Raw genomic sequence first — 26,290 nt, forward strand, 5'->3', positions numbered from 1 at the left:
TACTACGGTGTCGCAAACGGGAGCCATCTGGCTCGTGATCCTTCTGGCCTGCCTGGCCGCCAACCTGCCATTCGCCAACCACCGGGTGCTAGTGCTGGGGCCTAGGCTGCAGCCGCGAAAGCCTTTGGTAGTGCGCTTTGCCGAACTGCTGGTGCTGTATTTTGTGGTGGGAGGCATCGGTCTGCTCCTGGAGAAGCGTGCCGGGCAGATTGCGCACCAGCAATGGGAGTTTTATGCCGTGACCGGTGCCTTGTTCATCACCCTGGCATTTCCGGGTTTTGTCTACCGCTATCTGTTGCGGCATCGCACCTAGACTGGCGTCCACTGGCAAAGCAGTCATGAAGGTTCTTGATCTTCAATGTGCCAACGCCCATGTCTTTGAGGGCTGGTTTGCCGATGAAGCGGCGTTCCAGCGGCAACTGTCCGAAGGGTTTTTGCAGTGCCCGGTGTGCGCCAGTGCTGCGGTGCACAAGCTCTTGAGCGCGCCGCGTATCAACCGGGGTGCAACGCCAGTAGCCACTTCGGCGGCTCAAGGCGCAGAGGCAGAAAGCGGTGCCAATGCACAAGCCGACTGGCTGCAACGCGCCCGCGACATGGTGGCGCAGGCTGAAGACGTGGGCGAGCGCTTCGCCACTGAGGCGCGCGCCATGCACGAAGGCGAGCAGCGCAGCCGCTCCATTCGGGGCGTTGCCAGCCTGGAGCAGGCACGTGAACTGCTGTCTGACGGCATTCTGGTCATGCCAGTACCGCCAGTGCTGAGCGATACCTTGCACTGACGAATACTATTAAAAACATAGCTTATAGCGCTTATGTAATAAGCGCTAGAGGCCATTTTTCCTATATTTCCTAGACGGTGAATTGCAGGGCGGCCAGACGGGCGTAGGTTTCGCCGCGCGCAATGAGTTCGCTGTGCGTGCCTTCTTCGACCACGCGGCCGTGGTCCAGCACCACGATGCGGTCGGCGTTCTGCACCGTTGCCAGCCGGTGGGCAATGACCAGGGTGGTGCGCTGGCCGGCGTGGCTCTGCATGGCCGAGTCCAGCGCCGCCTGCACCATGCGTTCGCTCTCGGCGTCGAGTGCGCTGGTGGCCTCGTCGAGCAGCAGCAGGGGCGGATTCTTCAGCATGGCGCGGGCGATGGCGATGCGCTGGCGCTGGCCGCCTGAGAGGCGCACGCCGCGCTCACCCAGAAAGGTGTCGTAGCCCTCGGGCAAGGCGCTGAGAAAATCGTGGGCGAAGGCATCGCGCGCGGCAGCGCGCATCTCATCGTTGCTTGCATCGGGCCGGCCATAGCGAATGTTTTCCAGCGCAGTCGCGGAAAAAATCACAGCGTCTTGCGGCACGGTGCCGATCCGCTGGCGCAAGTCCTCCAGGGCCATGTCGCGTACGTCGATGCCATCGAGCCGTATGCCTGGCACGGGGCGGCTGGGGTCTGAGCCTGGCATGGCGTCCACATCGTAGAAGCGTTGCAGCAACTGAAAGACAGTGGTTTTTCCGGCGCCGCTCGCGCCCACCAGCGCCACGGTCTCGCCTGGCCGCAGGTGGAGTGTGAAATCGACCAGTGCCGCCTGCGCGGGCCGTGAGGGGTAGTGGAAGCGAACGTGGTCAAAGACGACCTCCAGACCCCGGCCGCTGGGCACCAGGGCGCGCGGCACTTGTGGCGATTGCACCGGGGACTGGCTGGCCAGTAGTTCCATGAGCCGCTCGGTGGCGCCGGCAGCGCGCAGCACGTCGCCATAGACTTCCCCGAGCACCGCAGCAGCGCCCGCCAGCAGTCCGACGTACAGCACCGTCTCACCCAGATGTCCCGCCGTCATGGTGCCCGCCAACACGGCCTGGGTTCCCTGGTAGAGGCCCCAGAGCAGCAACGCAGCGTTGGCGATGATGATGAAGGCCACCAGCAGTGCGCGGGCGCGCGAACGGTGCACCGCAGTCTCGAAGGCGTTTTGCGTGGCCTTTGCAAAGCGTGTGGATTCGCGCGCTTCCGCGGTGAAGCTCTGCACCACCGGCACGGCGTTGAGCACTTCGGCGGCAATGGCGCTGGAGTCCGCCACCCGGTCCTGGCTGGCGCGCGAGAGCTTGCGTACCCGCCGCCCGATCCACATCGCGGGCAGCACCACCACGACCAGCATGAGCAGCACGATGGCCATGATGCGGGGGTTGGTCCACACCAGCATGACGATGGCGCCACCGCCCACGACGGCGTTGCGCAAGCCCATCGACAGCGATGAGCCCACCACAGTCTGCACCAGCGTGGTGTCGGTGGTCAGGCGGGAGAGCACCTCGCCGCTTTGCGTGGTTTCAAAAAATTCCGGGCTCTGACGCAGTACGTGGGCGTACACGGCGTTGCGTAGGTCTGCTGTGACACGTTCTCCAAGCCAACTCACCATGTAAAAGCGCGCCGAGGAAAACAGGCCTAGCATGATGGCGACGCCAAACAGCGCCAGAAAATGGTTTCTCAAACCCAGCGCTGTGGCGCCACGGTTTTGCGGTGCCAGGCCCCCGTCGATGAGGGTACGCAAAGCCATCGGGAAGGCCAGCGTGGCCACTGCGGCCAGCAGCAAAAACAAAAATGCCAATGCCAGGCGCGCACGGTATGGCCGCAGAAAAGGCAATAGACCGGAAAGTGAACGGGGGGCGCCGGTGGACGGCGATGTGTCACGGGATGAAGCCATGTTGCCAAGTGTAGGGCGGGCAGCCTTGTAGGCACTTTTACATACGCGTTAGTCCCAGTGCAACCATAGGCATGGCGCCGTACCATGACCTATGACAAGTTTTGCATGCGCTCTGCTGTGTGCATTGCATGGCCCCCATCCCTAAGAAAACACTTCAGGTCCTGATGAGCGACTTTATTCTTGAGACCCGCAATTTGACGAAGGAGTTCAAGGGCTTTACCGCTGTGAGCGACGTGAGCTTGAACGTTCAACGCCATTCCATCCATGCGCTGATTGGTCCCAATGGCGCGGGCAAAACCACCTGCTTCAACCTGCTGACGAAATTCCTTGAGCCCACTTCGGGCAGCATCCGTTTCAATGGCCGTGACATCACGCGCGAGCAGCCGGCCCAGATCGCGCGGCGTGGGGTCATCCGCTCGTTTCAGATTTCGGCGGTGTTCCCGCACCTCACGCTGATCGAAAACGTGCGTATCGGCCTGCAGCGCAGGCTGGGCACGGCGTTCCATTTCTGGCGCAGTGAGCGCAGTCTGCGCCAGCTCGACGACCGGGCGATGCAACTGCTCACCGAGGTGGGCCTCGAAGATCTGGCCGACGAAGTGACCGTGAACCTGCCCTACGGGCGCAAGCGTGCGCTTGAGATTGCCACCACGCTTTCCATGGAGCCTGAGCTGATGCTGCTCGATGAGCCTACCCAGGGCATGGGCCACGAGGACGTTGACCGCGTGACCGACCTGATCCGCAAGGTCTCGGTTGGCCGCACCATCCTGATGGTGGAGCACAACATGAAAGTGGTCTCGACCATCGCCGACCGCATTACCGTGCTGCAGCGCGGCACCGTGCTGGCCGAGGGCCCCTACGACGAAGTTTCCACCAACCCCGAGGTGATGGAAGCCTACATGGGCAGCACCGATGCCCAGCTGCAAGGAGCGCACTGACATGGCAAGCACCGCCAGCCAGACTCCCGCCCTTGAAATTGCCAAGCTAGAAGCCTGGTACGGCGAATCGCACGTGCTGCATGGCATTGACGTGGTCGTGCGGCCCGGCGAAGTGGTGACGCTGCTTGGGCGCAACGGCGCCGGCCGCACCAGCACCCTGCGCGCCGTCATGGGATTGACCGGGGCGCGCAAGGGCTCCATCAAGATCAATGGCGTGGAAACCATCGACATGCCCACGCACCGCATTGCGCACCTTGGCGTGGGCTATTGCCCGGAGGAGCGGGGCATCTTCGCCAGCCTGTCGTGCGAAGAAAACCTGCTGCTGCCGCCAGTGCTCAAGACCGGCACGCCCGGCATGTCGCTTGAAGAGATCTACGACATGTTTCCCAACCTCGCCGAGCGCCGCAATAGCCAGGGCACGCGCCTGTCCGGCGGCGAGCAGCAGATGCTGGCCGTGGCGCGCATCCTGCGCACGGGTGCCAAGCTGTTGCTGCTCGACGAAATTTCCGAAGGCCTTGCGCCGGTGATCGTGCAGGCGCTGGCGCGCATGATCACCACGCTGCGGACCAAGGGTTATACGGTGGTCATGGTCGAGCAGAATTTTCGGTTCGCCGCTCCGCTTGCCGATCGGTTTTACGTGATTGAACATGGCGCCGTGGTGCAGCATTTCGCTGCGGCAGAGCTCGAATCCCGTATGCCGATCCTCAACCAGTTGCTGGGGATTTGAGCGCGCCACTGCCGCTTGCTTGTCGCAAGCATCCTTTCATTTTTTTGTTTTCCAACCGTCCACAAGGAGACACCGCATGAAGTACAAGCACACCACACTGGCATTGATGCTCGCCGCTGCAGGCCTGGCCACTGGCGCCGCGCACGCCCAGGAAAAGGTCGTCATCGGATTCGTCACCGACATGTCAAGCCTTTACTCGGATGTGGAAGGCAAGGGCGGCGCTACTGCCATCCAGATGGCCATTGATGATTTTGGCGGCAAGGCGCTTGGTCAACCGATCGAACTGCTCACGGCCGACCACCAGAACAAGGCCGACATCGCCGCTTCCAAGGCACGTGAATGGATCGACACACAGGGCGCGACCATGATTTTCGGTGGCACCAACTCTGGCACCGCGCTGGCCACGGCCAAGGTGGCGCAGGAGAAGAAGCGTGTGTACATCAACAACGGTGCTGGCTCGTCGGCGCTCACCAACGAAGCCTGCACGCCCTACACGGTGCACTATGGCTATGACACCGTGGCGCTGGCCAAGGGTACGGGCGGTGCTCTGGTCGATGAGGGTTTCAAGACCTGGTTCTTCCTGACGGCCGACTATGCCTTTGGCCATGCGCTTGAGAAAGATACCTCTGCCGTGGTGGAAGCCAAGGGTGGCAAGGTGCTGGGCGCCGTGCGCCATCCGCTCAACGCGTCGGATTTTTCGTCCTTCTTGCTGCAGGCGCAAAGCTCCAAGGCGCAAGTCCTGGGCCTGGCCAACGCAGGTGGCGACACGATCAACTCCGTCAAGGCCGCCAAGGAATTCGGTATTGACAAGACCATGAAAGTGGCAGGTCTGCTGGTGTTCCTGAGTGACATCCACAGCCTGGGCTTGAAGAATGTGGGCGGCCTGCTGCACACCACCAGCTGGTACTGGGACAAGGACGATGCATCGCGCAAATTTGGCGAGAAGTATTTCGCCAAGATGAAGCGCATGCCCACGGACGTGCAGGCGGCCGACTACTCGGCCACCATGACCTACCTGAAGGCCGTTGCTGCCGTGAAGACAACCGATGCCGACAAGGTGATGGAGTACATGAAGAAGACGCCCATCAACGACTTCTATGCCAAGAACGGCATCATCCGCCCGGATGGCCGCATGGTGCACGAGATGTACCTGGTGGAAGCCAAGCAACCTTCCGAATCCAAGAAGCCCTGGGACTACCTCAAGATCGTGAAGAAGTTGCCCGGCGACTCGGTGTTCACCACCAAGGCCGACAGCAAGTGCGCGCTCTGGAAATAAACCTCTGACCCGACCCTTCCACGACCTGTTCTGCCCATGGAATTCTTTGGTATCTCATTGCCAGGCTTGCTGAGCCAGCTCCTTCTGGGGCTGGTCAACGGCTCGTTCTACGCAATTCTCAGCCTGGGGCTCGCCGTCATCTTCGGCCTGCTCAATGTCATCAACTTTGCGCATGGTGCGCTGTTCATGATGGGGGCCGTGATTACCTGGATGGCCATGAACTACTTTGGCATCAACTACTGGGTGATGCTGGTGGTGGCGCCGCTGGTCGTGGGGGTGTTCGGGGTGCTCATTGAGCGCCTGCTGCTGCGCTGGATCTACAAGCTCGACCATTTGTATGGTCTGCTGCTCACGCTGGGGTTGACGCTGTTGATTGAGGGTGTGTTCCGCTCGGTCTACGGCGTGTCGGGCCTCGGGTACGACACGCCGGACCTGCTGTCTGGCGGTACCAACCTCGGGTTCATGTTTCTGCCCAACTACCGCGCCTGGGTCGTGGTGGCGTCTATCTCCGTCTGCCTTGCCACCTGGTTCGTGATCGAAAAGACCAAGCTGGGCGCCTACCTGCGTGCGGGTACTGAAAACCCTCGCCTGGTTGAAGCTTTTGGCGTGAACGTACCCGTCATGGTCACACTCACCTATGCCTTCGGCGCCGCCCTGGCGGCGTTTGCGGGTGTTCTGTCGGCCCCGGTGTACCAGGTGTCGCCTTTGATGGGGCAAAACATGATCATCGTGGTGTTTGCCGTGGTGGTCATTGGTGGCATGGGCTCGATCATGGGGTCCATCCTGACCGGTCTTGGTCTTGGCGTCATCGAAGGGTTCACCAAAGTTTTTTATCCAGAAGCCTCGTCAACCGTGGTGTTCGTCATCATGGTGATCGTGCTCCTGATTCGCCCCGCCGGCCTGTTCGGCAAAGAAAATTGACGGGGCCCACAACATGAATCTCAAGAATCTTGCTGTCCTGGGCTATGGCCTGCTTTTCGTAGGTCTGTTGGCGGCGCCATTTTTAGGCGCCTACCCGGTCTTCGTGATGAAGCTGATGTGCTTCGCACTGTTCGCCGCGGCCTTCAACCTGTTGCTGGGCTACACCGGCATGCTGTCGTTCGGCCATGCCGCCTTTCTTGGCGGAGCTGCGTATGTCACTGGGTACGCGATCAAGGTATGGGGCCTGACCCCGGAAGTGGGCCTTCTGCTGGGCACGGCCGGGGGCGCCTTTCTGGGGCTCATCGTCGGCTTCTTTGCGATCCGGCGCACGGGCATCTACTCGACCATGATCACGCTGGCGCTGGCGCAGATGCTGTTTTTCGTCGCGCTCCAGGCCCCGTTCACCGGGGGTGAGGACGGCCTGCAGTCGGTGCCGCGCGGCATGCTGTTTGGCCTGATCGACCTCAAGAACGACCTGGTGCTGTACTACATCGTGCTGGCCATTGTCGTGGCTGCTTTTCTGTTGATCGTGCGCACCGTGCATTCGCCGTTTGGCCAGGTGCTCAAGGCCATCAAGGAGAACGAGCCGCGCGCGACTTCGCTGGGTTACGACACCAACCGATTCAAACTGCTGGCCTTCGTGCTCTCGGCAGCGCTCTCTGGCTTGGCGGGTGCCCTCAAGACGCTGGTGATGGGGTTTGCCACGCTCAGCGATGTGCACTGGACGGCATCGGGCCACGTGGTGCTGATGACGCTGCTCGGCGGCTTGGGGACGCTCTCTGGTCCGCTGGTGGGTTCGGCCGTGGTGGTGTTGCTGGAAAACAAGCTCGGCGAGGTGGGGCATTTCCTTGCCGAGACGACCCATATTGACTGGTTCAACACACTGGGTGAATCCGTCACCATGGTCACGGGCCTGATTTTTGTGGTCTGTGTGCTCGCCTTCCGGCGCGGCATCATGGGCGAAATCATCGCCTGGCTGACCCGCCGGCGCGGGGCCGGGAAAATCTGATTCCGGGCTGTCTGCCAAACGGCGCTGTTACAGCGCCAGCCGCGCGGCATAGCCTGTCATTTCCAGATAGCCGCGCCCCACGGCCTGGCCTTGTGCCCCGCGCAGTTCGCTCAAGCCTTCCCAGTAGAAGGCACCGGTGGAAGCGCGGCTGTCGAGTTCTTGCGCATCCAGCAGCGCGTGCACTTCAAACAGGCCGACCGGTGTGCTGAGCCGCCAGGCCACGGGGTAGCGCGCCCCGCTGGTGCCACTGGCCCAGGAGCGCAGGGGCGTAAAACGCAGCCCGTCTGGGCCGAAGTTGTGTGCGGGCCCGCCAGGTGCGCGCCACGAACCGCCCGCCCAGAGCGCCGTGCCATTCGCGCGCCGCAGCTGGAAAGCCGTGAGCGCGCTGCCATCCTCCAGGTTCATGCCTATCCAGTCCCAACCCACGGCCTCGGTCGGCAGGATGGCTTGGCTGGCCTCGTGGTCCAGCCAGGCGCGGGCCGCAGTGTCGTGTACGGCCAAGCGCTCGCGCCCGAGGGTGATGTGGCCTTGCACCTGCAACTGCGGCTCGGTGATGTAGTAGCTCAGGTTGTCGGGCTGCGGCCCCTTGCGCGAAATTCCGGCCTCGCCCTGCAGCAGCACCTCCTGGGTGGCCGTCAGCTCCAGTTCCAGTGCGAAATCGGTGCCCAGCATGCGAGCGGTGTACTGGCTGCGACCCGCGGCATCGCGACGTTTCAAAAGCCAATCGCCGAGGACGATATCCGTATCCCGCTCGCTCGCCTCGGCCAGACCAAAGCCGGCGCGCGCAATCCGCTGCTCGTGCAGCAATCGCCTGCCTTGCAGGTCGGTGAGCGCCGCGTGCGCGAAGAGCAGTTGCCGTGCGGCAAACCGCGAATGCAGCGCCTGTGTTCCTGGTACCCGGCTGCGAAAGAAGGTCAGTTGAAAACCGAAGGTGCGTTCGCCTGCGCGCGCGTGGCCGGTAAGGTACCACCACTCGGTGCGCAGATTGGGGTGGCTGCCGTGGTCACGGGGAAAATGCAGCGGCCCGGCAGGAAGGGTCTGCGCCGCAGCCGTGAGCGGCAGGGTGCACGCGCCCAAGCTCAGCGCAAGCCACTCGCGCCGCGACCAGGCGGACGTTGGCACCGTTGCGGGTGGTGTTGCCGACGGTGCCGGGCGCATGGTGCTTACGCCATCAGCGCCTGCATTTTGGCGTGTGCGGCGGTGCAGTCGCCAAAGCGCTCCGCGACCCACGTGGCGTCGCAATAGGTGGGCAAATACCGCTCGCCAGCGTCGCAGAGCAAGGAGAGGATGGAGCCTTGCTCGCCGCGCTGGCGCATTTCGCCCGCGAGCGCCAGCATGGCAACAAAGTTGGTGCCCGTGGACGGCCCGACACGCCGCCCGAGCAAGTGCGAGAGCGCCTGCATGGCGGCAATCGATTCCACATCTGGCACCTCGACCATACGGTCCACCAGCGTGCGGATGAAGCTTGGCTCCACGCGCGGCCGGCCAATGCCTTCAATGCGCGAGCCGGGTGCCGTGAGCGCAGCATCGCCCGTGCGGTGGTAGGCGCTGAAGACCGAGCCCGCCGGGTCGGTGACGCACAGCCTGGTGGCATGGCGCTGATAGCGCACATACCGGCCAATCGTGGCGCTGGTGCCACCGGTGCCCGCGCCGACCACGATCCAGCGCGGCACTGGGTGGCGCTCGCGCGCCATCTGCGTGAACATGCTCTCGGCAATGTTGTTGTTGCCGCGCCAGTCGGTGGCGCGCTCGGCGTAGGTGAACTGGTCCATGTAGTGGCCGCCTGTCTGCTCGGCAATCGCATGCGCCTCGTGGTAGACGGCGCCAGCGCTCTCCACCAGGTGGCAGCGCCCACCCTGAAACTCGATTTGCGCGATCTTTTCCGGCGAGGTGCCGCGCGGCATGACGGCGACAAACGGCAGGCCGAGCAGGCGCGCAAAGTAGGCTTCGCTGACCGCGGTGGAGCCGCTCGACGCCTCGACGATGGTGGAGCCTTCGCGCACCCAGCCGTTGCACAGGGCGTAGAGGAACAGCGAGCGCGCCAACCGGTGCTTGAGGCTCCCCGTGGGGTGGGTGGATTCGTCCTTGAGGTACAGGTCGATGCCCTGCGCCGCATGCGAAGGCAGGCGCAGCGGGATCAGGTGCGTGTCGGCGCTGCGCTGGTAGTCGGCTTCGATGCGGTCGATGGCCTGGTGCAGCCAGGGGGTGGCGGTGGTGGTCATTCGCCGATTGTGGCGCAGCAGGTTTCCCGGCTCACCAATCCTCCTTCACCGCCATCACCGCGTCCCGCCCCGCGGCGGCCCGCCCGGCCAGCCAGGCGGTAGCGGTGCCGGCGAGCACCACGGCAGCGCACAGCAGCAACAGCCGCAGCAGCGGCAAGCGCAGCTCCATGGTCCAGTGAAAGCTCTGCGGGTTCACCACCAGCACCAGCACCAGGGACACGGCGACTCCCAGCAGCAGGCCAGCCGCAGCGCCAACGCCCGTCCAGGCCGCGCCTTCGCTGGCCACCACAGCCAGGATCTGTGCGCGCGTCAGGCCCAGATGCGCCAGCAGTCCGAACTCCTTGCGTCGCGCCAGCACCTGCGCGCTGAAGCTTGCGGCCACGCCAAACAGGCCGATGCCAATGGCCAGCGCCTGCAACCAGTAGGTGACCGCAAAGCTGCGGTCGAAAATGCGCAGCGACCGTTCGCGCACCTCGCCGGCCGATGAGAATTGCAGGCCCTCGGCCGCCGCTGCGCCTGTTTGCTGCGTGGCCAGTTGCGTGATCGCGCGGCGTGCGCTTGACATGTCGGTACCCTCGGTGGGCCACAGTGCCAGGTCGTTGGCGCCGCGCTCGCCGCTCAAGGCGGCGAAGGCGTTGCTGTCGATGACCAGTGCGCCGGTCTGGCGGGCATAGTCGCGCCACACGCCAGCTACAAAAAAAGAAGCTGCTGGCGCTTGTCCATCCTGCGCTAGAGCCCTAAAAGACTCTAAAAATGGTGCCAGATCAGACCCTGGCTGCGCGCCCCACAAGTCCGCGGCCGCTTCGCTCGCATACACCGCGACCCGGCCAGGCGGTACGGCGAGCGCGGGGCCGATCAAGGGCAGCACCTTGTCAGCGCCAGCCTGCAGGGGTCTGGCAATCAGGGCGACGGCCGGTCGCGCCGGGTCGGGCTGGAGCTGCACCACCCGCAGGCCTTCCACGCGCGCGAGCGCTGGCAGGGCGCGCGCTGCCTGCACAAAGCGCTCGCTGAAAGCCGCCTGGCCGTCGGCCGAGGCGCCGCGCACATAGAGTGGTGCGGGCAACACGGCATCCAGCCACTGCACCATCGAGCCGCGAAAGCTGCTCACCATGACCGTTAGCGCCACGGCCAGCGCCAGACTTGCCACCACACCACCGACTGCCACGGCCGCCAGTCCGTGCGTGCGGCGTGCCCGCTCCACCGCGAGCAGCGCGAGGGGATGTCGCCGGGACCATGCACCGAGTGCCTTGAGCAGCAACGCCGCCCCACTCGGCAGCAAGGCAATGCCGCCCAGCAGCAGCGCCGCCACCGACAGGTACGCCGCCACCGGCAGATCTGCCACTGCGGGAGCAAAGGCCAGCAGCACGCCCGTGGCCAACAGTGCCAGTCCGGTGCGCGGCGAGGGTGCTTGCGTGCCGGCGGTGTGCAGACCCTTGAGCGTTTGCGCAGGCGGCAAAGCCTCAGCCGTGCGCGCCGGCCACCAGCCACCGATTAGCGCGGCCAAGATGCCGAGCGCGCCATAGCCTGCCGCCGCGAGCGTGCTCCACTGCAAGGCAGGCTCTGCGCCGCTGAAGTAGCCGCTGCCCAGGTCGCCACCCAGCAGGCGCAGCGCCACTGCGGAGAGCGCCGTGCCCAGCGCCACACCGACCGCGCTGCCTACCACGCCGAACGTGGCCGATTCCAGCAGCACCAGCAGCAGGCGCTGGCGCGGCGTCGCGCCCAGTACGGCCAGCAGCGCAAAAGCGGCCGAGCGCTGCGCCACGCTGAGCGAGAGCACCGAGAACACCAGGAATGCGCCCGTGAACAGCGCCACCAGGGCCAGCACGCTCAGGTTGACGCGGTAGGCGCGCGAGAGCGCATCCATACGCTGGCCGGCGTCCTGCGCGTTGGCCCACACGAGGCCGGGCGGCCAGTCGGTGCGCTGTGCCATGCGCTGGGTGAAGCTGCTGCGCACCGTGCCCGGGCGCAGTTGCAGGTCGATGCGGCTCAGGCTACCCGCCAGGCCAAACATATCTTGGGCGGCGCCAAGGTCCATGACCGCCAGTGGTGCGCCGCCTGCGACCACAGTGCCGGCGACCCGCACGGCGAACTGCTCCAGCCCGCGCCGCAGCGTGATGCTGGGTGCCTCGGCAGGCGCCTCGGGCAAGTCCAGCGCACGCCGCGCCTGCGCATTGAGGTACACCGCGGCCGGAGCAAACAGGGCCAGGCGGTCGGTGGGCAGACTGGCCCAGGGGCGCGGCATGAGCGCGGGTGCGGTGGCTGGGAGCAAGAGCGCATCTACGCCCAGCACACGTATCAGGGTGGGCGTCTGCCGATCTGCGGTGCTGGTGGCGCTGGCCTGCAATTGCAGTTCCAGCACCGGGCTGGCGCGTGCCACCTCGGGCTCGCGCGCCAGCAGCGGGTACAGGCGCTCGTCCACATGCCCTTGCGCGTTGCGCAACTGCAGGTCGGGTGTGCCGTTGATGTTGCGCGTGGCCTGGGCGAATTCCTCCAGCGCCGATGCGTTGATGGTGTGCACCGCGAAGGCCAGCGCCACGCCCAGCATCACGGCGCATACAGCCGCCAGGCTCTGCCAGGGGTGGCGGGCGAGGGCTTGGAGGGACCAGACGCGAAAGAGACGCAACACCCTTTGATTGTGCCGTTCTTGAATTGCGGCGCGCGCCCCCTAGATGCTGCTCAGAGGCCGGCCGATGGCTGGCCCACCTTGAAACCAGCAACTTTGAAAGGAGCTATTGCCATGAACGCATTGATCGGCCGCGGTGGCCTGTTTGACGAGTTTTTCAAGGATGTGAATCCGGGGTTCTATGTGCGCCCGCTGCACGGTGACCCGCTGCCGAGCCCCGGCCAGATGAAGGTGGACGTCAAGGAAAATGACGGTGGCTTCCTGGTGTCCGCCGAGGTGCCTGGCGTACCCAAGGACGAAATACATGTCACGGTCGATGGCAATGTGGTGACGCTGCGTGCCGAAGTGCGCCAGCAGGACCAGCAAACCGAGGGCGAGAAAATGCTGCGCTCAGAGCGCTACTTTGGCAGTGTGTCGCGTAGCTTCCAGTTGCCGGCCGATATCGAGGCGAGCCAGTGCCAGGCGAAGTACGACAACGGCGTGCTGACGCTGAACCTGCCCAAGAAGCAAGGCGGTAGCGGCCAGCGTCTCGTCATCGAATAAGCCGGCTGTCAGCCGCGCATGCCGCCCGCTGTCAGGTGCAGCACCCGGTCGGCGCGCGCCGCCGCGGCGTCCGAGTGGGTCGCCAGCACCAGCGAGGCGCCATGCCGGTGCGTCTGGGCGATTAGCAAGTCCAGCACGCGCCCTGCCGTGCCGGGGTCAAGGTTGCCGGTCGGCTCGTCGGCCAGCAGCAGAGCGGGGTGGTGCACCAGCGCACGCGCCAATGCCACGCGCTGCAGCTGGCCGCCGCTGAGCTGCTGCGGCAACCGCGTGCCCAAACCTGCCAGGCCGACGGCGTCCAGCATGTCGGCTACCCGAGCAGCGAAACCCTTGTCGCCCAGCAGCATGAGCGGCAAGGACACGTTCTGCGCGACATCAAGATGCGGCAGCACGTGAAACGCCTGGAAGACAAAGCCCACATTCGCCCGGCGCCATAGCGCGCGCCGGGTCGTGTCGAGGGTGGCGAGGTCAGTGGAGCCATGGTGGATGCTGCCGGCACTCCAGGTGTCGAGGCCCGCCAGGCAGTTGAGCAGGGTGGATTTTCCGACGCCCGAGTCGCCAATGATGGCGACAAACTCGCCTGGCGCCACCGTGAAATCGACCTGCTCGAACACCGTGCTGTCGCCATAGCGTTTGGCGAGATCTGCCACCCGCACCTGGACGCTCATTTGGGAGGCTCCGTGCTGCGAGCTGGCTTGGGCTGGCCCGGTGCTGTGCTCATGGCGCAGGCTGCTCCAGCCGCGCCAGCACGGCGACCTCCAGAGCGGCCTGCATGTCCGCGGCGTCGCAGGCGATGCGTTGGCGCCCGGGCATGCTGCGCAACCAGGTGATTTGGCGTTTGGCCAGTTGCCGCGTGGCGGCGATGCCGCGCTCGCGCAGGTCGGCCAGGTCCAGTGCGCGCCCGCTGGCTGCTTGGGCGTCAAGCGCTTGCCAGGCCTGGCGGTAGCCGACGCAGCGCATGGCAGGCAGGTCGGCGTGCAGGCGTGGGTCGGCGCGCAGGCGCTGCACTTCGGCAAGAAAGCCCTGCGCGAGCATGCCATCAAAGCGCGCCGCAATGCGGGCGTGCAGCCAGGCGCGGTCGTCGGGTTCAAGGCTAAAAAGGCATCCAGCGCTTATGCCACATGCGTTAGCAGCTCTCTTTTCAGGAGCATGAAAGGCAGATAGGGGCTGGCCGGAGATTTCCCATACTTCCAGCGCACGCTGGATGCGCTGGCTGTCAGCCGGGGCCAAGCGTGCCGCGGTCACCGGGTCGACCCGGGCCAGCTCGGCGTGCAGCGCCGGCCAGCCCAACTGCAAGGCGCGCGCTTCGATGCGTTGGCGCACGTCTGGGTCGGCGGCGGGCATGGCGTTCAAGCCGTCGATCAGTGCCTTGAAATACAGCATGGTGCCGCCCACCAGCAGTGGCAGGGCGCCGCGAGCGCGAATGTCGCCGATCAATCGGGTAGCGTCCTGCACGAAGGCGGCTGCGCTGTAGGGCTCCCAGGGCTCGCGGATGTCGATCAGGTGGTGCGGCACGGTCGCGCGTTCGGCTACCGTGGGCTTGGCGGTGCCGATGTCCATGCCGCGGTACACCAGGGCCGAGTCGACGCTGACGATCTCCAGCGCCACCCTCTCGGCCAGGCGCTCGGCGAGCGCCAGGGCCGCGCCGGTCTTGCCAGACGCGGTGGGGCCGGCAATTGCCAGGCAGGGCAGGGCCTCAGCGGTGCTCAAGCGGCTCTCCAAACTTTTGCACCAGCGTCCACGCTACGGCTGCCACCAGCGTGGCCCAAAAGACAACGCCATGCACCAGCGGCCAAATGGTGCCATCAAGGTGTGTTCCCACCCAGCCGCCCACAGCAAAGGCCGCCAGCATCATCATGAGCCCATTGAGCGCCGAGGCCGCGCCAGCCGCGTGCGGAAACGGTCCCACGCAGCCCGACTGCCCGCACGGCTGGTGCATGCCATGCGCCACCATGAAGCTGTAGAACGGCAGCAGCAGTGCGACCGGGTGCCGCACGCCGGCCCAGGCCAGCAACAGCATGGCGAGCGCGCCGCCCAGGCTTAGCGCCCCCGCCACCGCTACGGTGCTGCGCAGGCCGTGCCGCGTGAGTACGGCGCGGCAGGCGAAGGTGCCGCCGAAATAGGAAAAGGCACTGAAAAACAGCGCCAAGCTGTACTGCGTGCGCGAAAGATGCAGCACTTCGATGAACACGAACGAAGACGACGCCAGAAAGGTGAACAGCCCGCCGTAGGACGCTGTGGTGAGCAGGGAGAAAGCCCAAAACGTCGGATTGCGCAGTACGTGCATCCAGGTGCGCAGGAGGGTGGCGGGCTCCAGTGCCCGCAGGTTGCGGCGCGCCAGCGTCTCGGGCAGTCGCAGCGCCACGAGCGCCAGCGTCGCCATCGAAAAAACCGTCAATGCCAGCAGCGCCGCGCGCCAGCCCAGCCAGCCTGAGAGCAGCGCGCCGGTTGGCGGGCTCAGGCAGGCGACGATCCCCAACCCCGTGAGCGCGCGCGACATGGCACGGGCACCGGCCAGTGGTGCGTACAGGTCGCGGACGATGGCCCGCGCGCACACCACCACCGCGCCCATGGCCGCACCCTGCAGCGTGCGCCAAATCACCAGCCAATCCATGGAGGGCGCCAGTGCGCTGCCGATAGACGCCAGCGTGTACAGCCCCAGACCCAGGAGCAGCACGGGCCTGCGCCCCAAGCGGTCAGACAGCGGCCCCCAGGCAAGCTGCGACACACCAAACGCCAGCAACAAAGCGCTGAGCGTGAGCTGCGCCTGCGCCACCGGCGCACCCAGGCTGCGCGTCAGCGTAGGGAGCGCAGGCAGGTACAGATCGGTGGTGACCGGCTGAATGCTGAGCAGCAGCGCCAGCACCACAACGGCCAGGTCAGGCGATACCGCTGGTGCTGCGATCGGAGGGGCTGCGAGAGAGGGGGCGGGCATCGCTTTGAGCGTACCAGACGAAGTCAGGATGCGTCTTCCTCGCACCCCCATGAACATGGTCTTGGATTATGTCAATAGTATTCTCGGATTAATTGAATATAGACAATTAGAATGTATTCTGTTATAATTTATAATGCGCATATATTTCGGCGCTATTTTTGTGAATATTGATGATTCTCGTGGTGCGGATCGAAAATCATTTAATATTCATGCCATTTTGATGCAAGGAGTACCCCGGACGATGCAGGAATTTCTCGATATGTCTTTTGCTGGCAATGGCCTGCTCGCGTGGTTGCAGGCAGCGGTCTGGATTGTAGGGGCCGTGGTAATGATGAAAATCATATTGCCACTGATCATTCGACGTATTTCAACATGGGCGGCATCCACCAGCACCCGCTGGGACGACGCCCTGGTTCAGGGGTTGCGCGCAGTGCGCTGGTATCTGGTGGCGGTGGTGGCTCTGCTCCCTGCCAGCAACGAGTTGGTATTGCGTGCCAGCAGCGAGCGCTGGCTGTCCGGTATGGCCACAGTGGCATTTTTTCTCCAATTAGGGCTGTGTGCCAATGCCTTCATCAGTGGCTGGATCACCACTGTGCGGCAGGATTCGCTGCAAAAGGACCCTTCCACCACCAGCGCCCTGTCGATTCTGAGTTTCATTGGTCGGGTGGTGGCCTGGGCCATTCTGCTGCTTCTGCTGCTCGATAATCTGGGTTTTGATGTCAATGCCCTGGTAGCCGGATTGGGCATTGGCGGTATTGCCATTGGTCTGGCGCTGCAAAATATTCTCGGCGATCTTTTTGCGAGCCTCAGTATTGTGCTTGACAAACCTTTCCAGGTCGGCGATTTCATCGTTATCGATGATTTCAGTGGCAGCGTCGAGAATATTGGCCTCAAAACCACCCGCTTGCGCAGCCTGAGCGGAGAGGTGTTGGTGTTTTCGAATGGCGATCTGACGAAATCGCGGCTGCGCAATTACAAGCTCATGAAAGAGCGGCGCATTCCTTTTACCTTTGGCCTTACGTTTGATGCCACGCCGGATCAGCTTGAGCAGGTTCCGGACGCCATCAAGAAGGTTGTGGATGCGCAGAAGCAGGCCCGGTTTGACCGCGCGCATTTCACCGGCATTGGTGGCTCCAGCCTTGATTTCGAGGTCGTGTACTGGATGCTCACGCCCGACTACACCGCCTACCGCGATGTACAGCAGGCCATCAACCTGGGACTGATGCGCGAATTTGCCGCCCTCGGCGTCGATTTTGCCTTCCCCACGCACACCCTGATGTTGGGCAAGCAGAGCCCCATTGTGGTGGCGTTGGCGCAGGCTTCGGGCGTTCCAGAAGCCAGCACGGCGCTGTAAACGCCGCGCCTCGCTCACGGCAGCCTCGGCGGCCGTGCTTTCTTGTCACCTCTTTCTCATCCGCGCTGGCACCGGGGCTGCGGCTTTTTCCGCCAGCCCTTCGCTGGGGCGGGTTTCTTGCCCACCCTTCACGAAAGGAGCGCCCATGCACCAGACCATTCTCGCCACCGACCTCGACGGCACGTTTCTCGGCGGCAGCGCCGACGAGCGCACGGCCCTGTACGACTGGATTGGCCAGCGGCGCAGCGAAATCGTGCTGATCTACGTCACCGGGCGCAGCCTGACCACCATGCGCGATGTGCTCGATGAACTGCCACTGCAACCGGATCACATCATTTCCGACGTCGGTACAGCGGTGTACGCCGGTGCTGAGCGTGCGCCGCTGCCAGCGCTTGAGGGCTGGCTGGACGAAGGCTGGCCACGGCACGCGCCGGCCGTTGTGCGCAGCATTCTGGCCCGCCATCCGCACCTCACGGAGCAGCCCGTGGTGGAGGGGCGGCGCGTCTCCTGCTTTTATTCCGACACGGGCCTCGCGGGTGCAGCGCGCAGCGAACTGGAGGCGGCGGGCTACGACGTGCTGCTGTCGGCCGAGCGCTACTTCGACGTGCTGCCGCGCGGCGTGCAAAAAGGCCCGACGCTCTTGCGCACCCTGAGCGCGCTCGGCTTGCCGAAGGAGCGTACGTTGGTGGCGGGGGACACGTTGAACGACCTGTCGCTGTTCCAGACGGGCCTGCAGGGCGTCATCGTCGCCAACCGTGAGCCGCTGCTGGCTGAGGCCGCCAAAGACCTGCCCAAGGTGCACTGGAGTGACAAAGAGGGCGCCGCCGGCGTGCTCCACGCCCTGCACCGCATTCACTAAGAAAGGACACGCATGAATATGCCCACCCAGAAAGAATTGAGGAACGAACTTGTCGTCGTCTACCATCGCCAGCCGTATGAAGAGCTTGTGGAAAACGGCCAGACCGCGATGCGTGAGCCGCGCAGCCCCAACGGCATCATCCCTGCCATCAAGGGTTTTTTCAGCCATGTGGACAAGGCTGTGTGGGTGGCCTGGAAGAAGGCCGCTGCCGGCAAGGCGCTGGATTTCGAGCGCCGTATCACGGTCAGCGACAGCTACGGCAACTACGACGTGGTGCGCCTTCCACTGGAGGCCGCCAAGATCCACCAGTTCTACCATGTGACCTCCAAAGAGGCGTTGTGGCCGGTGATCCATACCTTCCCGTGGCTGTACTCGACCGAAAACATCCATTGGGCTGATTTCCGGGAAGTGAACCGGCGTTTTGCCGAAGCTGCGTGTGCCGAGGCCGAGCAGGGCGCGGTGGTCTGGGTGCACGACTACAACCTGTGGCTGGTACCCGGCTTTGTGCGCAAGATGCGGCCCGACCTGAAGATCGCCTTCTTCCATCACACGCAGTTCCCGGCGCCTGACGCCTTCAACATCCTGCCGTGGCGGGACGAGATCATCGACAGCCTGCTCGCTTGCGATCTGGTGGGGTTTCACGTGCCGCGTTTTGCGCAGAACTTCTGCGCCGTGGTCGAGAGCTTGCGCGAAGGCGTGGCGCGGCATGAAGCACCGGTCAGCCTGCCGATCCTTCAGCGCGCCTGCGCTTTGTCCGAGCCGCGTGTGACGGTGCAGCTCGATGTGGAAGGGCGCAGCATCGTCATTGACACCTGCCCGATTGGTACGGCGCCAGCGCTGATTGCCAGCACCGTCAATTCACCCGAAGGCAAGGCGCGCACCGAACGCATCCGCAAGGATCTGAATACCGAAACGCTGATTGTGTCCGTCAGCCGTGTGGATTACGCCAAGGGCGGGCGCCAGCAGCTCGAAGCCTTCGAGCGCCTGCTCAAGCGTCGCCCCGATCTGCACGGCCGCGTCAAACTCCTGCTCGTGACCGTGGCCGCTGCGGAGGGAATGGAGGTGTACCGTGCCGAGCAGCAAAAAATCGAGCAACTGGTGGGTCGCATCAATGGCCACTTTGGCACGCTGCACTGGCTGCCCATCCACCTCTCGACCACGCCATTGACCTTCGAGGAAGTGGTGTGCGCCTACCGCGCCGCGGACATTGCCTGGATCACGCCGCTGCGTGACGGCCTGAACCTCGTGGCCAAGGAGTTTGTCGCCGCCAAACAGGGCGAGGCCGGCGTGCTGGTGCTGTCTGAATTCTCTGGCGCGGCGATGGAGCTGGAAGACGCCATCCTTGTCAACCCTTTCAGCCGCAGCTCGCTTGACGATACGCTGGATGAAGCCCTGGCCATGGGCGAGGTGGAGCAGCGCCTGCGCATGGGCCGCATGCTGATGCAGGTACAGCGTTACGACATCGGCTACTGGACGCGCCATGTGCTGGCGCGCTTTGCCAAGTTGTCCGAGGCACCGACCCAGCCGACCGCGCCTGACCTCAAGCCTATAGAGGCGTCCGAGGCAGCATGAAATCAAAAGGGACCGCGCGGTCCCTTTGGGTTGGAGGGTTGCAGCCGTGACTCAGACCACGCCCTGCGCCAGCATGGCGTCGGCCACTTTGACGAAGCCGGCGACGTTGGCGCCGTCGATGTAGCTCACTGAGCCATCGGCGCGCGTGCCGTGCTGGACGCAGGCGGCGTGGATGCCTTGCATGATCATCAACAGGCGGGCGTCCACTTCTTCTGCCGTCCAGTTCAGGCGCATGGCGTTCTGGCTCATCTCCAGGCCCGAGGTCGCCACGCCACCGGCATTGCTGGCCTTGCCCGGTGCGTACAGCACGCCCGCAGCTTCAAACGCCTTGGCCGCTTCAATGGTCGAGGGCATGTTGGCGCCTTCGGCCACGCACAGCACGCCGTTCTTGATGAGGGTGGCAGCGTCGCTGGCATCCAGCTCGTTCTGTGTGGCGCAGGGCAGGGCGATGTCCACGGGGATATGCCAGGGTGTTTTGCCGGCTTCGAAGCGCGCGCCGGTGCGTTTTGCGTAGTCGCTCACGCGGCCGTAGTGGTGGTTTTTCACGTCCATCAGGATGGCGAGCTTTTCGGTGGTGAAGCCCTCTTCATCGACGATGGTGCCGCTCGAATCCGACACCGTCACCACCTTGGCGCCCAGGGCCATGGCCTTCTCGACCGCGTACTGGGCGACGTTGCCCGAACCCGACACCGACACGCGCAGACCGTCGAACGACTTGCCACGGGTCTTGAGCATCTCCTGGGCGAAATACACCGTGCCGTAGCCAGTGGCCTCGGGGCGGATCAGCGAGCCGCCGAACGACAGGCCCTTGCCGGTAAAGACGCAGTCGGCGCGGTTGCTGAGCTTCTTATACATGCCGGCAATAAAGCCGACTTCGCGGCCGCCCACGCCGATGTCGCCCGCGGGCACGTCGGTGTCAGCGCCGACATGGCGGAACAGCTCGCTGGCAAAGGCTTGGCAGAAGCGCATGACTTCGCCGGGGCTCTTGCCCTTGGGGTCAAAGTCGGAGCCACCCTTGCCGCCACCCATGGGCAGCGTGGTCAGCGCGTTCTTGAAGGTCTGCTCGAACGCCAGGAATTTGAGCACCGAGAGGTTGACCGAGGGGTGAAAGCGCAGGCCACCTTTGTACGGGCCGATGGCCATGCTGTGCTGGATGCGGTAGCCACGGTTGACCTGCACCGCGCCATGGTCGTCGGTCCAGGAAACGCGGAACATGATCACGCGCTCGGGCTCCACCAGGCGTTCGAGCAGGCTTTGCTCGGCGTACCTGGGGTGTTTCTCAATGAAGGGCCACAGGCTTTCCATCACCTCGGTGACGGCCTGGAGGAATTCCGGCTGGTGCGGATTGCGGGTGGCTACCTCGGCAAGAAAAGCCTCGACGGACGCGAATTTCATGGCAGTTGTCTTTCGGGAAAAGGGGTTTGTGCGGCGGTGCAGCATGACATTATGCCAAGTCGGCATGGATTGATGCGACAAAATGGGGCGCAGACGCACGAAAACAGTGCTGTTGTGCCCGGTTTAGGTGCTGGTGCGTGGCGACTGTGGTGCAAATCGGTGCAGAACTTGCGATGCGAAGCCAGCACCGCGCTCGGCCAGGGCGTCCGAGCGTGGTGGCATGGTGAGAACCGCGACGCAGCGGCTTTGAACAGGCTCTCAGCGCCCGCGCAGGAACAGCGCGTCGAGCTCGCGCAGGCTGAGCTGGCGCCAGGTGGGCCGGCCGTGGTTGCACTGGTCCGAGCGCTCGGTCGACTCCATCTGGCGCAGCAGGCCGTTCATCTCCGGCAGCGTCAACTGCCGGTTGGCACGCACGGCGCCATGGCAGGCCATGGTGCCCAGGATCTCGTTCTGCGCGCGCTGCACCACGCCGCTCGCGTCGTGCGCGGCCAGCTCGGCCAGTACGCTGCGGGCCAGCTCCACGGCATCGCCCTGCGCCAGCGTGGCGGGCACGGCGCGTACCGCCAGGGTGCGGGCAGAAAAGGGGGTGATCTCCAGGCCCAGCGCGGCCAGTGCGTCCACGTTCTGCTCGGCGGTGGCCAGTTCCTGCGGCGTGGCGGCGAAGGTGGCGGGGATCAGCAGCGGCTGGCTGGCGATGCGTGCGCCGCTGTCCCATTGCGACTTGAGTCGCTCGTAGACGATGCGCTCGTGGGCGGCGTGCATGTCGACAATGATGAGCCCCTGGGCGTTCTCCGCCAGGATGTAAATGCCCTGCAGCTGCGCCAGCGCGCGGCCCAGCGGCCAGACCTCGGCTTGGGGGGTGCCCTGCGTGCCCGGTGTGCCTGGGGCTGGGCTTTGCCACGCAGGCTGCTCGGCGCTCACCCAAGTGCTGCTCGCGCTCACGTCCTTGCGCTCGGGCTCAGGCTCTGGCGCGCGGGGTTGGCCCCACAGCGCACCCAGATCGGCCACGCGGTGGCCGATGGGTGCATCAAATTGCATAGCTGCCTGCGCCCGTGGAATAAGCGCTGGAGGCCAATTTTGTTCAAAATTTACTGAAGGTTCCGTGGCACCAGCTGCGTAGCCCATAGCGGCTGGGGGCGCGGCCGCCACGGCCCCGGCGCGCGGCGCGGCCAGGGCGCTTTCGATGGCGTGGCGCACCGCCTGGTGCACTTCGCGGCTGTCGCGAAAGCGCACCTCGATTTTGGTCGGGTGCACGTTCACGTCCACGCGTGCCGGGTCGATGTCGATGTACAGCGCATACACCGGCTGGCGCTGGCCGTGCAGCACGTCTTCGTAGGCGCTGCGGGCGGCGTGGGCCACCACCTTGTCGCGCACGAAGCGGCCGTTGACGTAGCAATACTGCTGGTCGGCGCGGGCACGTGCCGTGTCCGGCAGGCCGGCGCGGCCGGTGAGGGTGATGCGGCCTTCCTGGTGGGTCAATGCCACCGATTGCTCCAGGAACTCTTCGCCCAGCACGTCGGCCAGGCGCCGCTCCAGCGCTCCCGCCCCGGCGCCATGCGTCAGGGCGATGCGCCACTGCTGCACCAGCTTGCCTTCGTGCCAGATGGCAAAACCCACGTCGGGCCGCGCCAGGGCGTGGCGGCGCACCGCTTCGATACAGTGCGCCAGCTCGGTGGCATCGGTTTTGAGGAACTTGCGCCGCGCCGGCGTGCTGAAAAACAGCTCTTTCACTTCCACCGTAGTGCCCACGGCCCGCGCCACGGGGCGCAGCTCGCCGCTGCGGGCATCAAGCAGAAAGGCGCTGTCCTGCCCAGCAGGGCGCGAGAGCAGGGCAAGCTCGGAGACCGACGCAATGGCCGCCAGCGCCTCGCCGCGAAAGCCCATGGTGGCGACACTCTCCAGGTCGTCCAGCGTGCGGATCTTGCTGGTGGCATGGCGGCGCAGCGCCACCGCCAGCTCGGCTTGGGGAATGCCGCAGCCGTCGTCTTCCACGCTGATCAGCCGCACGCCGCCTGCCAGCAGGCGCAGCGTGATCTGCGTGGCGCCGGCGTCGAGCGCGTTGTCCACCAGTTCGCGCACCACGGAGGCGGGGCGCTCCACCACCTCGCCGGCGGCAATCTGGCTGACGAGTTCGTCGGGCAGGTCGCAGATGGGGCGGCGGGCGGCTTTGGACGCGGTAGGAGCTGGGGGAGAAACGTGTTGCACGCGAAGATTCTAGAGATTGGCGCCGCGGGCAGGAGAGATCGCCATAATGGCCCGCCTTATTCAACGCCTGCCCAAAGCCTGTTCATGGACGCCATTGCCTTTCTGATCGACTTCATTCTGCACGTCGACAAGCACCTCGAAGCCTTCGTTGCCACCTACGGCCTGTGGGTGTACGCGCTGCTGTTCCTGATTGTGTTTGTCGAGACCGGCCTGGTGGTCATGCCCTTTTTGCCGGGCGATTCGCTGCTCTTCATCGTGGGCGCGCTCTGCGGCGCCGGCATGATGGAATTTGCCCCGGCCGTGGCCGTTCTGCTCGCCGCGGCGGTGCTGGGCGACCAGTGCAACTACGCGATTGGCCGCTGGTTCGGTCCGCGCGTATTCCAGTGGGAATCGTCGCGCTGGTTCAACCGCCGCGCGTTTGACCAGGCGCATGCCTTCTACGAACGCTACGGCGGCATCACCATTGTGCTGGCGCGTTTCATGCCGTTCATTCGCACCTTCGCTCCCTTCGTGGCGGGCGTGGCGGCCATGGGCCGGGGCAAGTTCAGCGCCTACAACGTCGGCGGTGCCGCGCTGTGGGTGCTGGGGGTGAGCAGCGCAGGCCTGTTTTTTGGCAACCTGGCCTTTGTGCGTGAACATCTGGACAAGATCATCTGGGGCTTGATTCTGGTGCCGGGGCTGATTGCGCTGTTTGGCGCCTGGCGCGGGAGTCGCAAGGGAGTAGTTGTTAGCTCCTAAAAAAAGAGCTGCTAGCGCTTATGGGTAGTGCGCTGGAAGCTCTTTTGGCCAAATTTTTCAGGCCTTGGCGTTGCGGCCAGGATCAGCGGCGGCGCTGGTCCCGGTCTTCGCCCAGTTCGTGGCCAATCAAGGCGCCGCCTGCGGCGCCGGCGATGGCACCGCCGGTCCCCAGCAGGGCGTTGCCGGCGACACCGCCAACGACAGCTCCGACGCCGGTGCCGATCTGGGCGTTGGTGGGGTTGGAAGCGCAGGCGCCCAGGCCCAGGGAGGCAACAAAGGCGGTGGCGATCAGAAGATGTCGGGTTTGCATGGCAGGTCCCTTTCAGGAAAGTGGAACAAAGGCCGCGCCGCAAAACAGCGTGCGTTAGGCCGATGCGCCACTATCGCGCGGTATCCCTTGCCAGACTGTAGGACGCACCATGCAGCCAGCGTCAGCGCACGCGCTTAACCGCGCTCCGTGCACAGGCTGATGGTGAGCAGCAGCGAGGCATTGCTGCGGCCGGTGAGCGCGTGCGGTGTGCCGCCTTCGAGGTGGACGAAATCGCCAGTGGCCAAGACCTGCAGTGCACCGGGTGTCTTCAGCTCGCATTCGCCTTCGATGCACAGCAGCGTGATCTCGCCTGGCACCTGGTGTTGCGGCAGGGTTTTTCCGGCCGGCACCACCAGGCGAATCACTTCAAGTTCCTTGGCTTTGAGGACGGCGGTATTGACCGCGCCTGTGATTGCGGCCCCCAGCGGGGCAATACGGACAACTTCGGATGAAGGGGTATGGGTCAGGGCCATGGCGGTCTCCCTTGGAACAGGTTCCGGGTAGGTGACAGTGTGTCAAACCGAGCGGCTGCGCGCAAGCGGCGGGTTCTTGGCGAAGTAGCGCGTGATGCCGCGCATCAGTGCATCGGCGAGCTGTTCCTGGTAGGCGCTGCTGCGCAGGCGGTTTTCTTCTTCAGGGTTGCTGATGAAGGCGGTTTCCACCAGCACGCTGGGGATGTCGGGTGCCTTGAGCACCGCGAATCCCGCTTGTTCCACGCTCCCTTTGTGCAGCTTGCCCAGGTGGCCGATCTCGCCCAGCAGGACGCTGCCGAGTTTCAGGCTGTCGTTGATCTGCGCCGTCGTGCTCATGTCGATCAGTGCGCGGCGCACATGCTGGTCCTGGGCGCTCACATTGAGTCCGCCGACCAGGTCGGCCTGGTTTTCCTTGTTGGCCAGCCAGCGGGCGGCTGAGCTCGATGCACCCCCTTGGCTGAGTGCAAAGACGCTGGCGCCGCGGGCATCGGGGTTGGTGAAGGCGTCGGCGTGGATGCTGACGAACAGGTCGGCTTGCACGCGCTGCGCTTTTTGCACCCGCATGCCCAGCGGCACGAAGAAATCGGCGTCGCGCGTCATGTAGGCGCGCATGGGGTTGCCGCCGACGGTGGTGGCGTTGATGCGCTCGCGCAGCAGGTGCGCGACCTTGAGCACCACGTCCTTCTCGTGCGTGCCCTGGGGGCCGGTGGCGCCGGGGTCTTCGCCGCCGTGGCCGGGGTCCAGCGCCACGATGATGAGGCGGTCGGTCTTGCGCCCCAAGGCGAGAGCCGGTGCGGATGGGTTGGCCGGTGCGGCCGGGCGCTTGCCGGGCAGGGGATCCGGCGCTGCGGTGGGTGTGTCCGGCACGTCCAGTCGGGCGCCCGGCGCCGCCGCTTCACGCGTACCACCAGCGCGGGCAATGAGCTCGCCCAGCGGATCGGCTGCCTTGTCGGCGTGCGGGGTAGCGGACAGGGCCTGGGTGGATTCTGGCGGTGCTGCGCCTGGGGCCGATGTGGCGGCACTGCCGGGCGAGGCCTGCAGGCGTTCGGCAATCAGGGTCTCCAGCGGATCTACCGGCACCTCGGGGTACAGGTCGAACACCAATCGGTTGCCGTAGGCGGCAACGGGTGGTAGCGAAAACACCTGTGGCCTGGCAGCCTGTTTGAGATCAACGACCAGTCGCACCACGCCCGGCGCGTTCTGGCCGACACGAATGCCGGCAATGTTGGGATCGTCGCGCCGCACCTTGGCCACCAGTTCCCGGAGCGCGGGGCTGAGGTCGATGCCTTCGATGTCCACGGCAAGCCGGGGCGGTGTGCTGACGAAGAACTGGCGCGCCTTGAGCGGGCCGTCGGATTCCAGCGTGACGCGCGAATACTCGGGTGCCGGCCAGATGCGGACGGCCAGAATGGTGGCGCCACGCGCGATTTGCTGGCGGCCCAGCAGCAGCACCAGGCTGCCAGCCTTCAGCAGCGCGCGCCGCGAGGCGAGCGTGCGCGGCGCATGGGCGGGGGGCTCGGGGG

General features: G+C 64.9%; 24 protein-coding genes. 12 read left to right on the forward strand and 12 right to left on the reverse strand.

What is annotated here, in order from left to right:
- The first annotated feature begins 7 nt into the window (after nt 1-7).
- A complete protein-coding gene (locus AC07ZH_RS18310) occupies nt 8-313 on the forward strand; it encodes a DUF2818 family protein (protein WP_119108060.1) in 306 nt (101 codons plus the stop codon).
- Nucleotides 314-338: 25 nt separating this feature from the next.
- Nucleotides 339-776, forward strand: a complete 438-nt coding sequence (locus tag AC07ZH_RS18315; RefSeq protein WP_495200823.1) for a DUF1178 family protein — start codon at nt 339-341, stop codon at nt 774-776.
- Between the two features lie 70 nt (nt 777-846).
- Here the strand turns inward: AC07ZH_RS18315 and AC07ZH_RS18320 are convergent, their stop codons facing one another.
- Nucleotides 847-2,673, reverse strand: a complete 1,827-nt coding sequence (locus tag AC07ZH_RS18320; RefSeq protein ID WP_495200824.1) for an ABC transporter transmembrane domain-containing protein — start codon at nt 2,671-2,673, stop codon at nt 847-849.
- A gap of 164 nt (nt 2,674-2,837) precedes the next feature.
- Between AC07ZH_RS18320 and AC07ZH_RS18325 the strand changes: the two genes are divergently transcribed.
- From AC07ZH_RS18325 to AC07ZH_RS18345, 5 genes are all read left to right on the forward strand, one after another.
- On the forward strand, nt 2,838-3,608 hold the full coding sequence (locus tag AC07ZH_RS18325; protein WP_119108057.1) for an ABC transporter ATP-binding protein: 771 nt from the start codon (nt 2,838-2,840) through the stop codon (nt 3,606-3,608).
- Between the two features lies 1 nt (nt 3,609).
- On the forward strand, nt 3,610-4,335 hold the full coding sequence (locus tag AC07ZH_RS18330) for an ABC transporter ATP-binding protein (protein ID WP_119108566.1): 726 nt from the start codon (nt 3,610-3,612) through the stop codon (nt 4,333-4,335).
- A gap of 76 nt (nt 4,336-4,411) precedes the next feature.
- Nucleotides 4,412-5,611, forward strand: a complete 1,200-nt coding sequence (locus tag AC07ZH_RS18335; protein ID WP_495200825.1) for an ABC transporter substrate-binding protein — start codon at nt 4,412-4,414, stop codon at nt 5,609-5,611.
- Between the two features lie 36 nt (nt 5,612-5,647).
- Nucleotides 5,648-6,532, forward strand: a complete 885-nt coding sequence (locus tag AC07ZH_RS18340; protein ID WP_119108055.1) for a branched-chain amino acid ABC transporter permease — start codon at nt 5,648-5,650, stop codon at nt 6,530-6,532.
- 13 nt (nt 6,533-6,545) lie between these two features.
- Nucleotides 6,546-7,541, forward strand: a complete 996-nt coding sequence (locus AC07ZH_RS18345; protein WP_119108054.1) for a branched-chain amino acid ABC transporter permease — start codon at nt 6,546-6,548, stop codon at nt 7,539-7,541.
- Nucleotides 7,542-7,568: 27 nt separating this feature from the next.
- Here the strand turns inward: AC07ZH_RS18345 and AC07ZH_RS18350 are convergent, their stop codons facing one another.
- The 3 genes from AC07ZH_RS18350 to AC07ZH_RS18360 are packed head-to-tail and all read right to left on the reverse strand — an operon-like array spanning nt 7,569 to nt 12,389.
- Nucleotides 7,569-8,699, reverse strand: a complete 1,131-nt coding sequence (locus tag AC07ZH_RS18350; protein WP_495200826.1) for a lipocalin-like domain-containing protein — start codon at nt 8,697-8,699, stop codon at nt 7,569-7,571.
- A gap of 5 nt (nt 8,700-8,704) precedes the next feature.
- A complete protein-coding gene (locus tag AC07ZH_RS18355; RefSeq protein WP_119108052.1) occupies nt 8,705-9,763 on the reverse strand; it encodes a PLP-dependent cysteine synthase family protein in 1,059 nt (352 codons plus the stop codon).
- A 31-nt stretch (nt 9,764-9,794) separates the two neighbouring features.
- Nucleotides 9,795-12,389, reverse strand: a complete 2,595-nt coding sequence (locus tag AC07ZH_RS18360) for an ABC transporter permease (RefSeq protein WP_495200827.1) — start codon at nt 12,387-12,389, stop codon at nt 9,795-9,797.
- Between the two features lie 111 nt (nt 12,390-12,500).
- Between AC07ZH_RS18360 and AC07ZH_RS18365 the strand changes: the two genes are divergently transcribed.
- The gene (locus tag AC07ZH_RS18365) at nt 12,501-12,929 is read left to right on the forward strand and encodes an Hsp20/alpha crystallin family protein (protein ID WP_119108050.1); all 429 of its coding nucleotides are present in this window, start codon (nt 12,501-12,503) and stop codon (nt 12,927-12,929) included.
- Nucleotides 12,930-12,937: 8 nt separating this feature from the next.
- Here the strand turns inward: AC07ZH_RS18365 and AC07ZH_RS18370 are convergent, their stop codons facing one another.
- The 3 genes from AC07ZH_RS18370 to AC07ZH_RS18380 are packed head-to-tail and all read right to left on the reverse strand — an operon-like array spanning nt 12,938 to nt 15,861.
- Nucleotides 12,938-13,594 (reverse strand): ABC transporter ATP-binding protein, encoded by a 657-nt coding sequence (locus tag AC07ZH_RS18370; protein WP_495200828.1) that lies wholly within the window; start codon nt 13,592-13,594, stop codon nt 12,938-12,940.
- 49 nt (nt 13,595-13,643) lie between these two features.
- The gene (gene miaA, locus AC07ZH_RS18375) at nt 13,644-14,636 is read right to left on the reverse strand and encodes a tRNA (adenosine(37)-N6)-dimethylallyltransferase MiaA (protein WP_495200829.1); all 993 of its coding nucleotides are present in this window, start codon (nt 14,634-14,636) and stop codon (nt 13,644-13,646) included.
- Nucleotides 14,623-15,861, reverse strand: coding sequence for a multidrug effflux MFS transporter (locus tag AC07ZH_RS18380; RefSeq protein ID WP_495200830.1), 1,239 nt, complete (start codon nt 15,859-15,861; stop codon nt 14,623-14,625). Before AC07ZH_RS18380 ends, miaA begins: the two co-directional genes overlap by 14 nt.
- A 160-nt stretch (nt 15,862-16,021) precedes the next feature.
- Between AC07ZH_RS18380 and AC07ZH_RS18385 the strand changes: the two genes are divergently transcribed.
- The 3 genes from AC07ZH_RS18385 to ggpS all read left to right on the forward strand — a co-directional run bounded on the left by AC07ZH_RS18385 (nt 16,022) and on the right by ggpS (nt 19,646).
- Entirely contained in the window at nt 16,022-17,215 is a 1,194-nt protein-coding gene (locus tag AC07ZH_RS18385) for a mechanosensitive ion channel family protein (RefSeq protein ID WP_495200831.1), read from the forward strand.
- 145 nt (nt 17,216-17,360) lie between these two features.
- The gene (locus AC07ZH_RS18390; protein ID WP_495200832.1) at nt 17,361-18,074 is read left to right on the forward strand and encodes an HAD family hydrolase; all 714 of its coding nucleotides are present in this window, start codon (nt 17,361-17,363) and stop codon (nt 18,072-18,074) included.
- A 12-nt stretch (nt 18,075-18,086) separates the two neighbouring features.
- Nucleotides 18,087-19,646 (forward strand): glucosylglycerol-phosphate synthase, encoded by a 1,560-nt coding sequence (gene ggpS, locus AC07ZH_RS18395; protein ID WP_495200833.1) that lies wholly within the window; start codon nt 18,087-18,089, stop codon nt 19,644-19,646.
- A 51-nt stretch (nt 19,647-19,697) separates the two neighbouring features.
- Here the strand turns inward: ggpS and gdhA are convergent, their stop codons facing one another.
- A complete protein-coding gene (gdhA, locus tag AC07ZH_RS18400; RefSeq protein ID WP_495200834.1) occupies nt 19,698-21,041 on the reverse strand; it encodes an NADP-specific glutamate dehydrogenase in 1,344 nt (447 codons plus the stop codon).
- A 258-nt stretch (nt 21,042-21,299) separates the two neighbouring features.
- On the reverse strand, nt 21,300-23,246 hold the full coding sequence (gene mutL, locus AC07ZH_RS18405) for a DNA mismatch repair endonuclease MutL (protein ID WP_495200835.1): 1,947 nt from the start codon (nt 23,244-23,246) through the stop codon (nt 21,300-21,302).
- 84 nt (nt 23,247-23,330) lie between these two features.
- Between mutL and AC07ZH_RS18410 the strand changes: the two genes are divergently transcribed.
- Nucleotides 23,331-23,984 carry a DedA family protein gene (locus AC07ZH_RS18410; RefSeq protein ID WP_119108043.1) on the forward strand — a complete coding sequence of 218 codons (654 nt, stop codon included), beginning with the start codon at nt 23,331-23,333 and terminating at the stop codon, nt 23,982-23,984.
- 82 nt (nt 23,985-24,066) lie between these two features.
- On the opposite strand, the gene AC07ZH_RS18415 is transcribed toward AC07ZH_RS18410, so the two are convergent.
- From AC07ZH_RS18415 to AC07ZH_RS18425, 3 genes are all read right to left on the reverse strand, one after another.
- Nucleotides 24,067-24,294, reverse strand: a complete 228-nt coding sequence (locus AC07ZH_RS18415; protein ID WP_119108042.1) for a YMGG-like glycine zipper-containing protein — start codon at nt 24,292-24,294, stop codon at nt 24,067-24,069.
- 134 nt (nt 24,295-24,428) lie between these two features.
- Nucleotides 24,429-24,767, reverse strand: coding sequence for a cupin domain-containing protein (locus AC07ZH_RS18420; protein ID WP_495200836.1), 339 nt, complete (start codon nt 24,765-24,767; stop codon nt 24,429-24,431).
- 42 nt (nt 24,768-24,809) lie between these two features.
- Nucleotides 24,810-26,240 carry an N-acetylmuramoyl-L-alanine amidase gene (locus AC07ZH_RS18425; protein ID WP_495200837.1) on the reverse strand — a complete coding sequence of 477 codons (1,431 nt, stop codon included), beginning with the start codon at nt 26,238-26,240 and terminating at the stop codon, nt 24,810-24,812.
- Nucleotides 26,241-26,290: the final 50 nt, after the last annotated feature.

The organism is Simplicispira sp. GW247-4R2A (assembly GCF_059424465.1).

Coding starts and splice junctions, on each gene's coding strand:
- AC07ZH_RS18415 (WP_119108042.1), bottom strand. CDS start 24,294: ATGCAAACCCGACATCTTCTGATCGCCACCGCCTTTGTTGCCTCCCTG.
- AC07ZH_RS18365 (WP_119108050.1), top strand. CDS start 12,501: ATGAACGCATTGATCGGCCGCGGTGGCCTGTTTGACGAGTTTTTCAAG.
- AC07ZH_RS18380 (WP_495200830.1), bottom strand. CDS start 15,861: ATGCCCGCCCCCTCTCTCGCAGCCCCTCCGATCGCAGCACCAGCGGTA.
- AC07ZH_RS18410 (WP_119108043.1), top strand. CDS start 23,331: ATGGACGCCATTGCCTTTCTGATCGACTTCATTCTGCACGTCGACAAG.
- AC07ZH_RS18315 (WP_495200823.1), top strand. CDS start 339: ATGAAGGTTCTTGATCTTCAATGTGCCAACGCCCATGTCTTTGAGGGC.
- ggpS (WP_495200833.1), top strand. CDS start 18,087: ATGAATATGCCCACCCAGAAAGAATTGAGGAACGAACTTGTCGTCGTC.
- gdhA (WP_495200834.1), bottom strand. CDS start 21,041: ATGAAATTCGCGTCCGTCGAGGCTTTTCTTGCCGAGGTAGCCACCCGC.
- AC07ZH_RS18345 (WP_119108054.1), top strand. CDS start 6,546: ATGAATCTCAAGAATCTTGCTGTCCTGGGCTATGGCCTGCTTTTCGTA.
- AC07ZH_RS18420 (WP_495200836.1), bottom strand. CDS start 24,767: ATGGCCCTGACCCATACCCCTTCATCCGAAGTTGTCCGTATTGCCCCG.
- AC07ZH_RS18325 (WP_119108057.1), top strand. CDS start 2,838: ATGAGCGACTTTATTCTTGAGACCCGCAATTTGACGAAGGAGTTCAAG.
- AC07ZH_RS18335 (WP_495200825.1), top strand. CDS start 4,412: ATGAAGTACAAGCACACCACACTGGCATTGATGCTCGCCGCTGCAGGC.
- AC07ZH_RS18350 (WP_495200826.1), bottom strand. CDS start 8,699: ATGCGCCCGGCACCGTCGGCAACACCACCCGCAACGGTGCCAACGTCC.
- AC07ZH_RS18330 (WP_119108566.1), top strand. CDS start 3,610: ATGGCAAGCACCGCCAGCCAGACTCCCGCCCTTGAAATTGCCAAGCTA.
- AC07ZH_RS18370 (WP_495200828.1), bottom strand. CDS start 13,594: ATGAGCGTCCAGGTGCGGGTGGCAGATCTCGCCAAACGCTATGGCGAC.
- AC07ZH_RS18320 (WP_495200824.1), bottom strand. CDS start 2,673: ATGGCTTCATCCCGTGACACATCGCCGTCCACCGGCGCCCCCCGTTCA.
- AC07ZH_RS18340 (WP_119108055.1), top strand. CDS start 5,648: ATGGAATTCTTTGGTATCTCATTGCCAGGCTTGCTGAGCCAGCTCCTT.
- AC07ZH_RS18390 (WP_495200832.1), top strand. CDS start 17,361: ATGCACCAGACCATTCTCGCCACCGACCTCGACGGCACGTTTCTCGGC.
- AC07ZH_RS18355 (WP_119108052.1), bottom strand. CDS start 9,763: ATGACCACCACCGCCACCCCCTGGCTGCACCAGGCCATCGACCGCATC.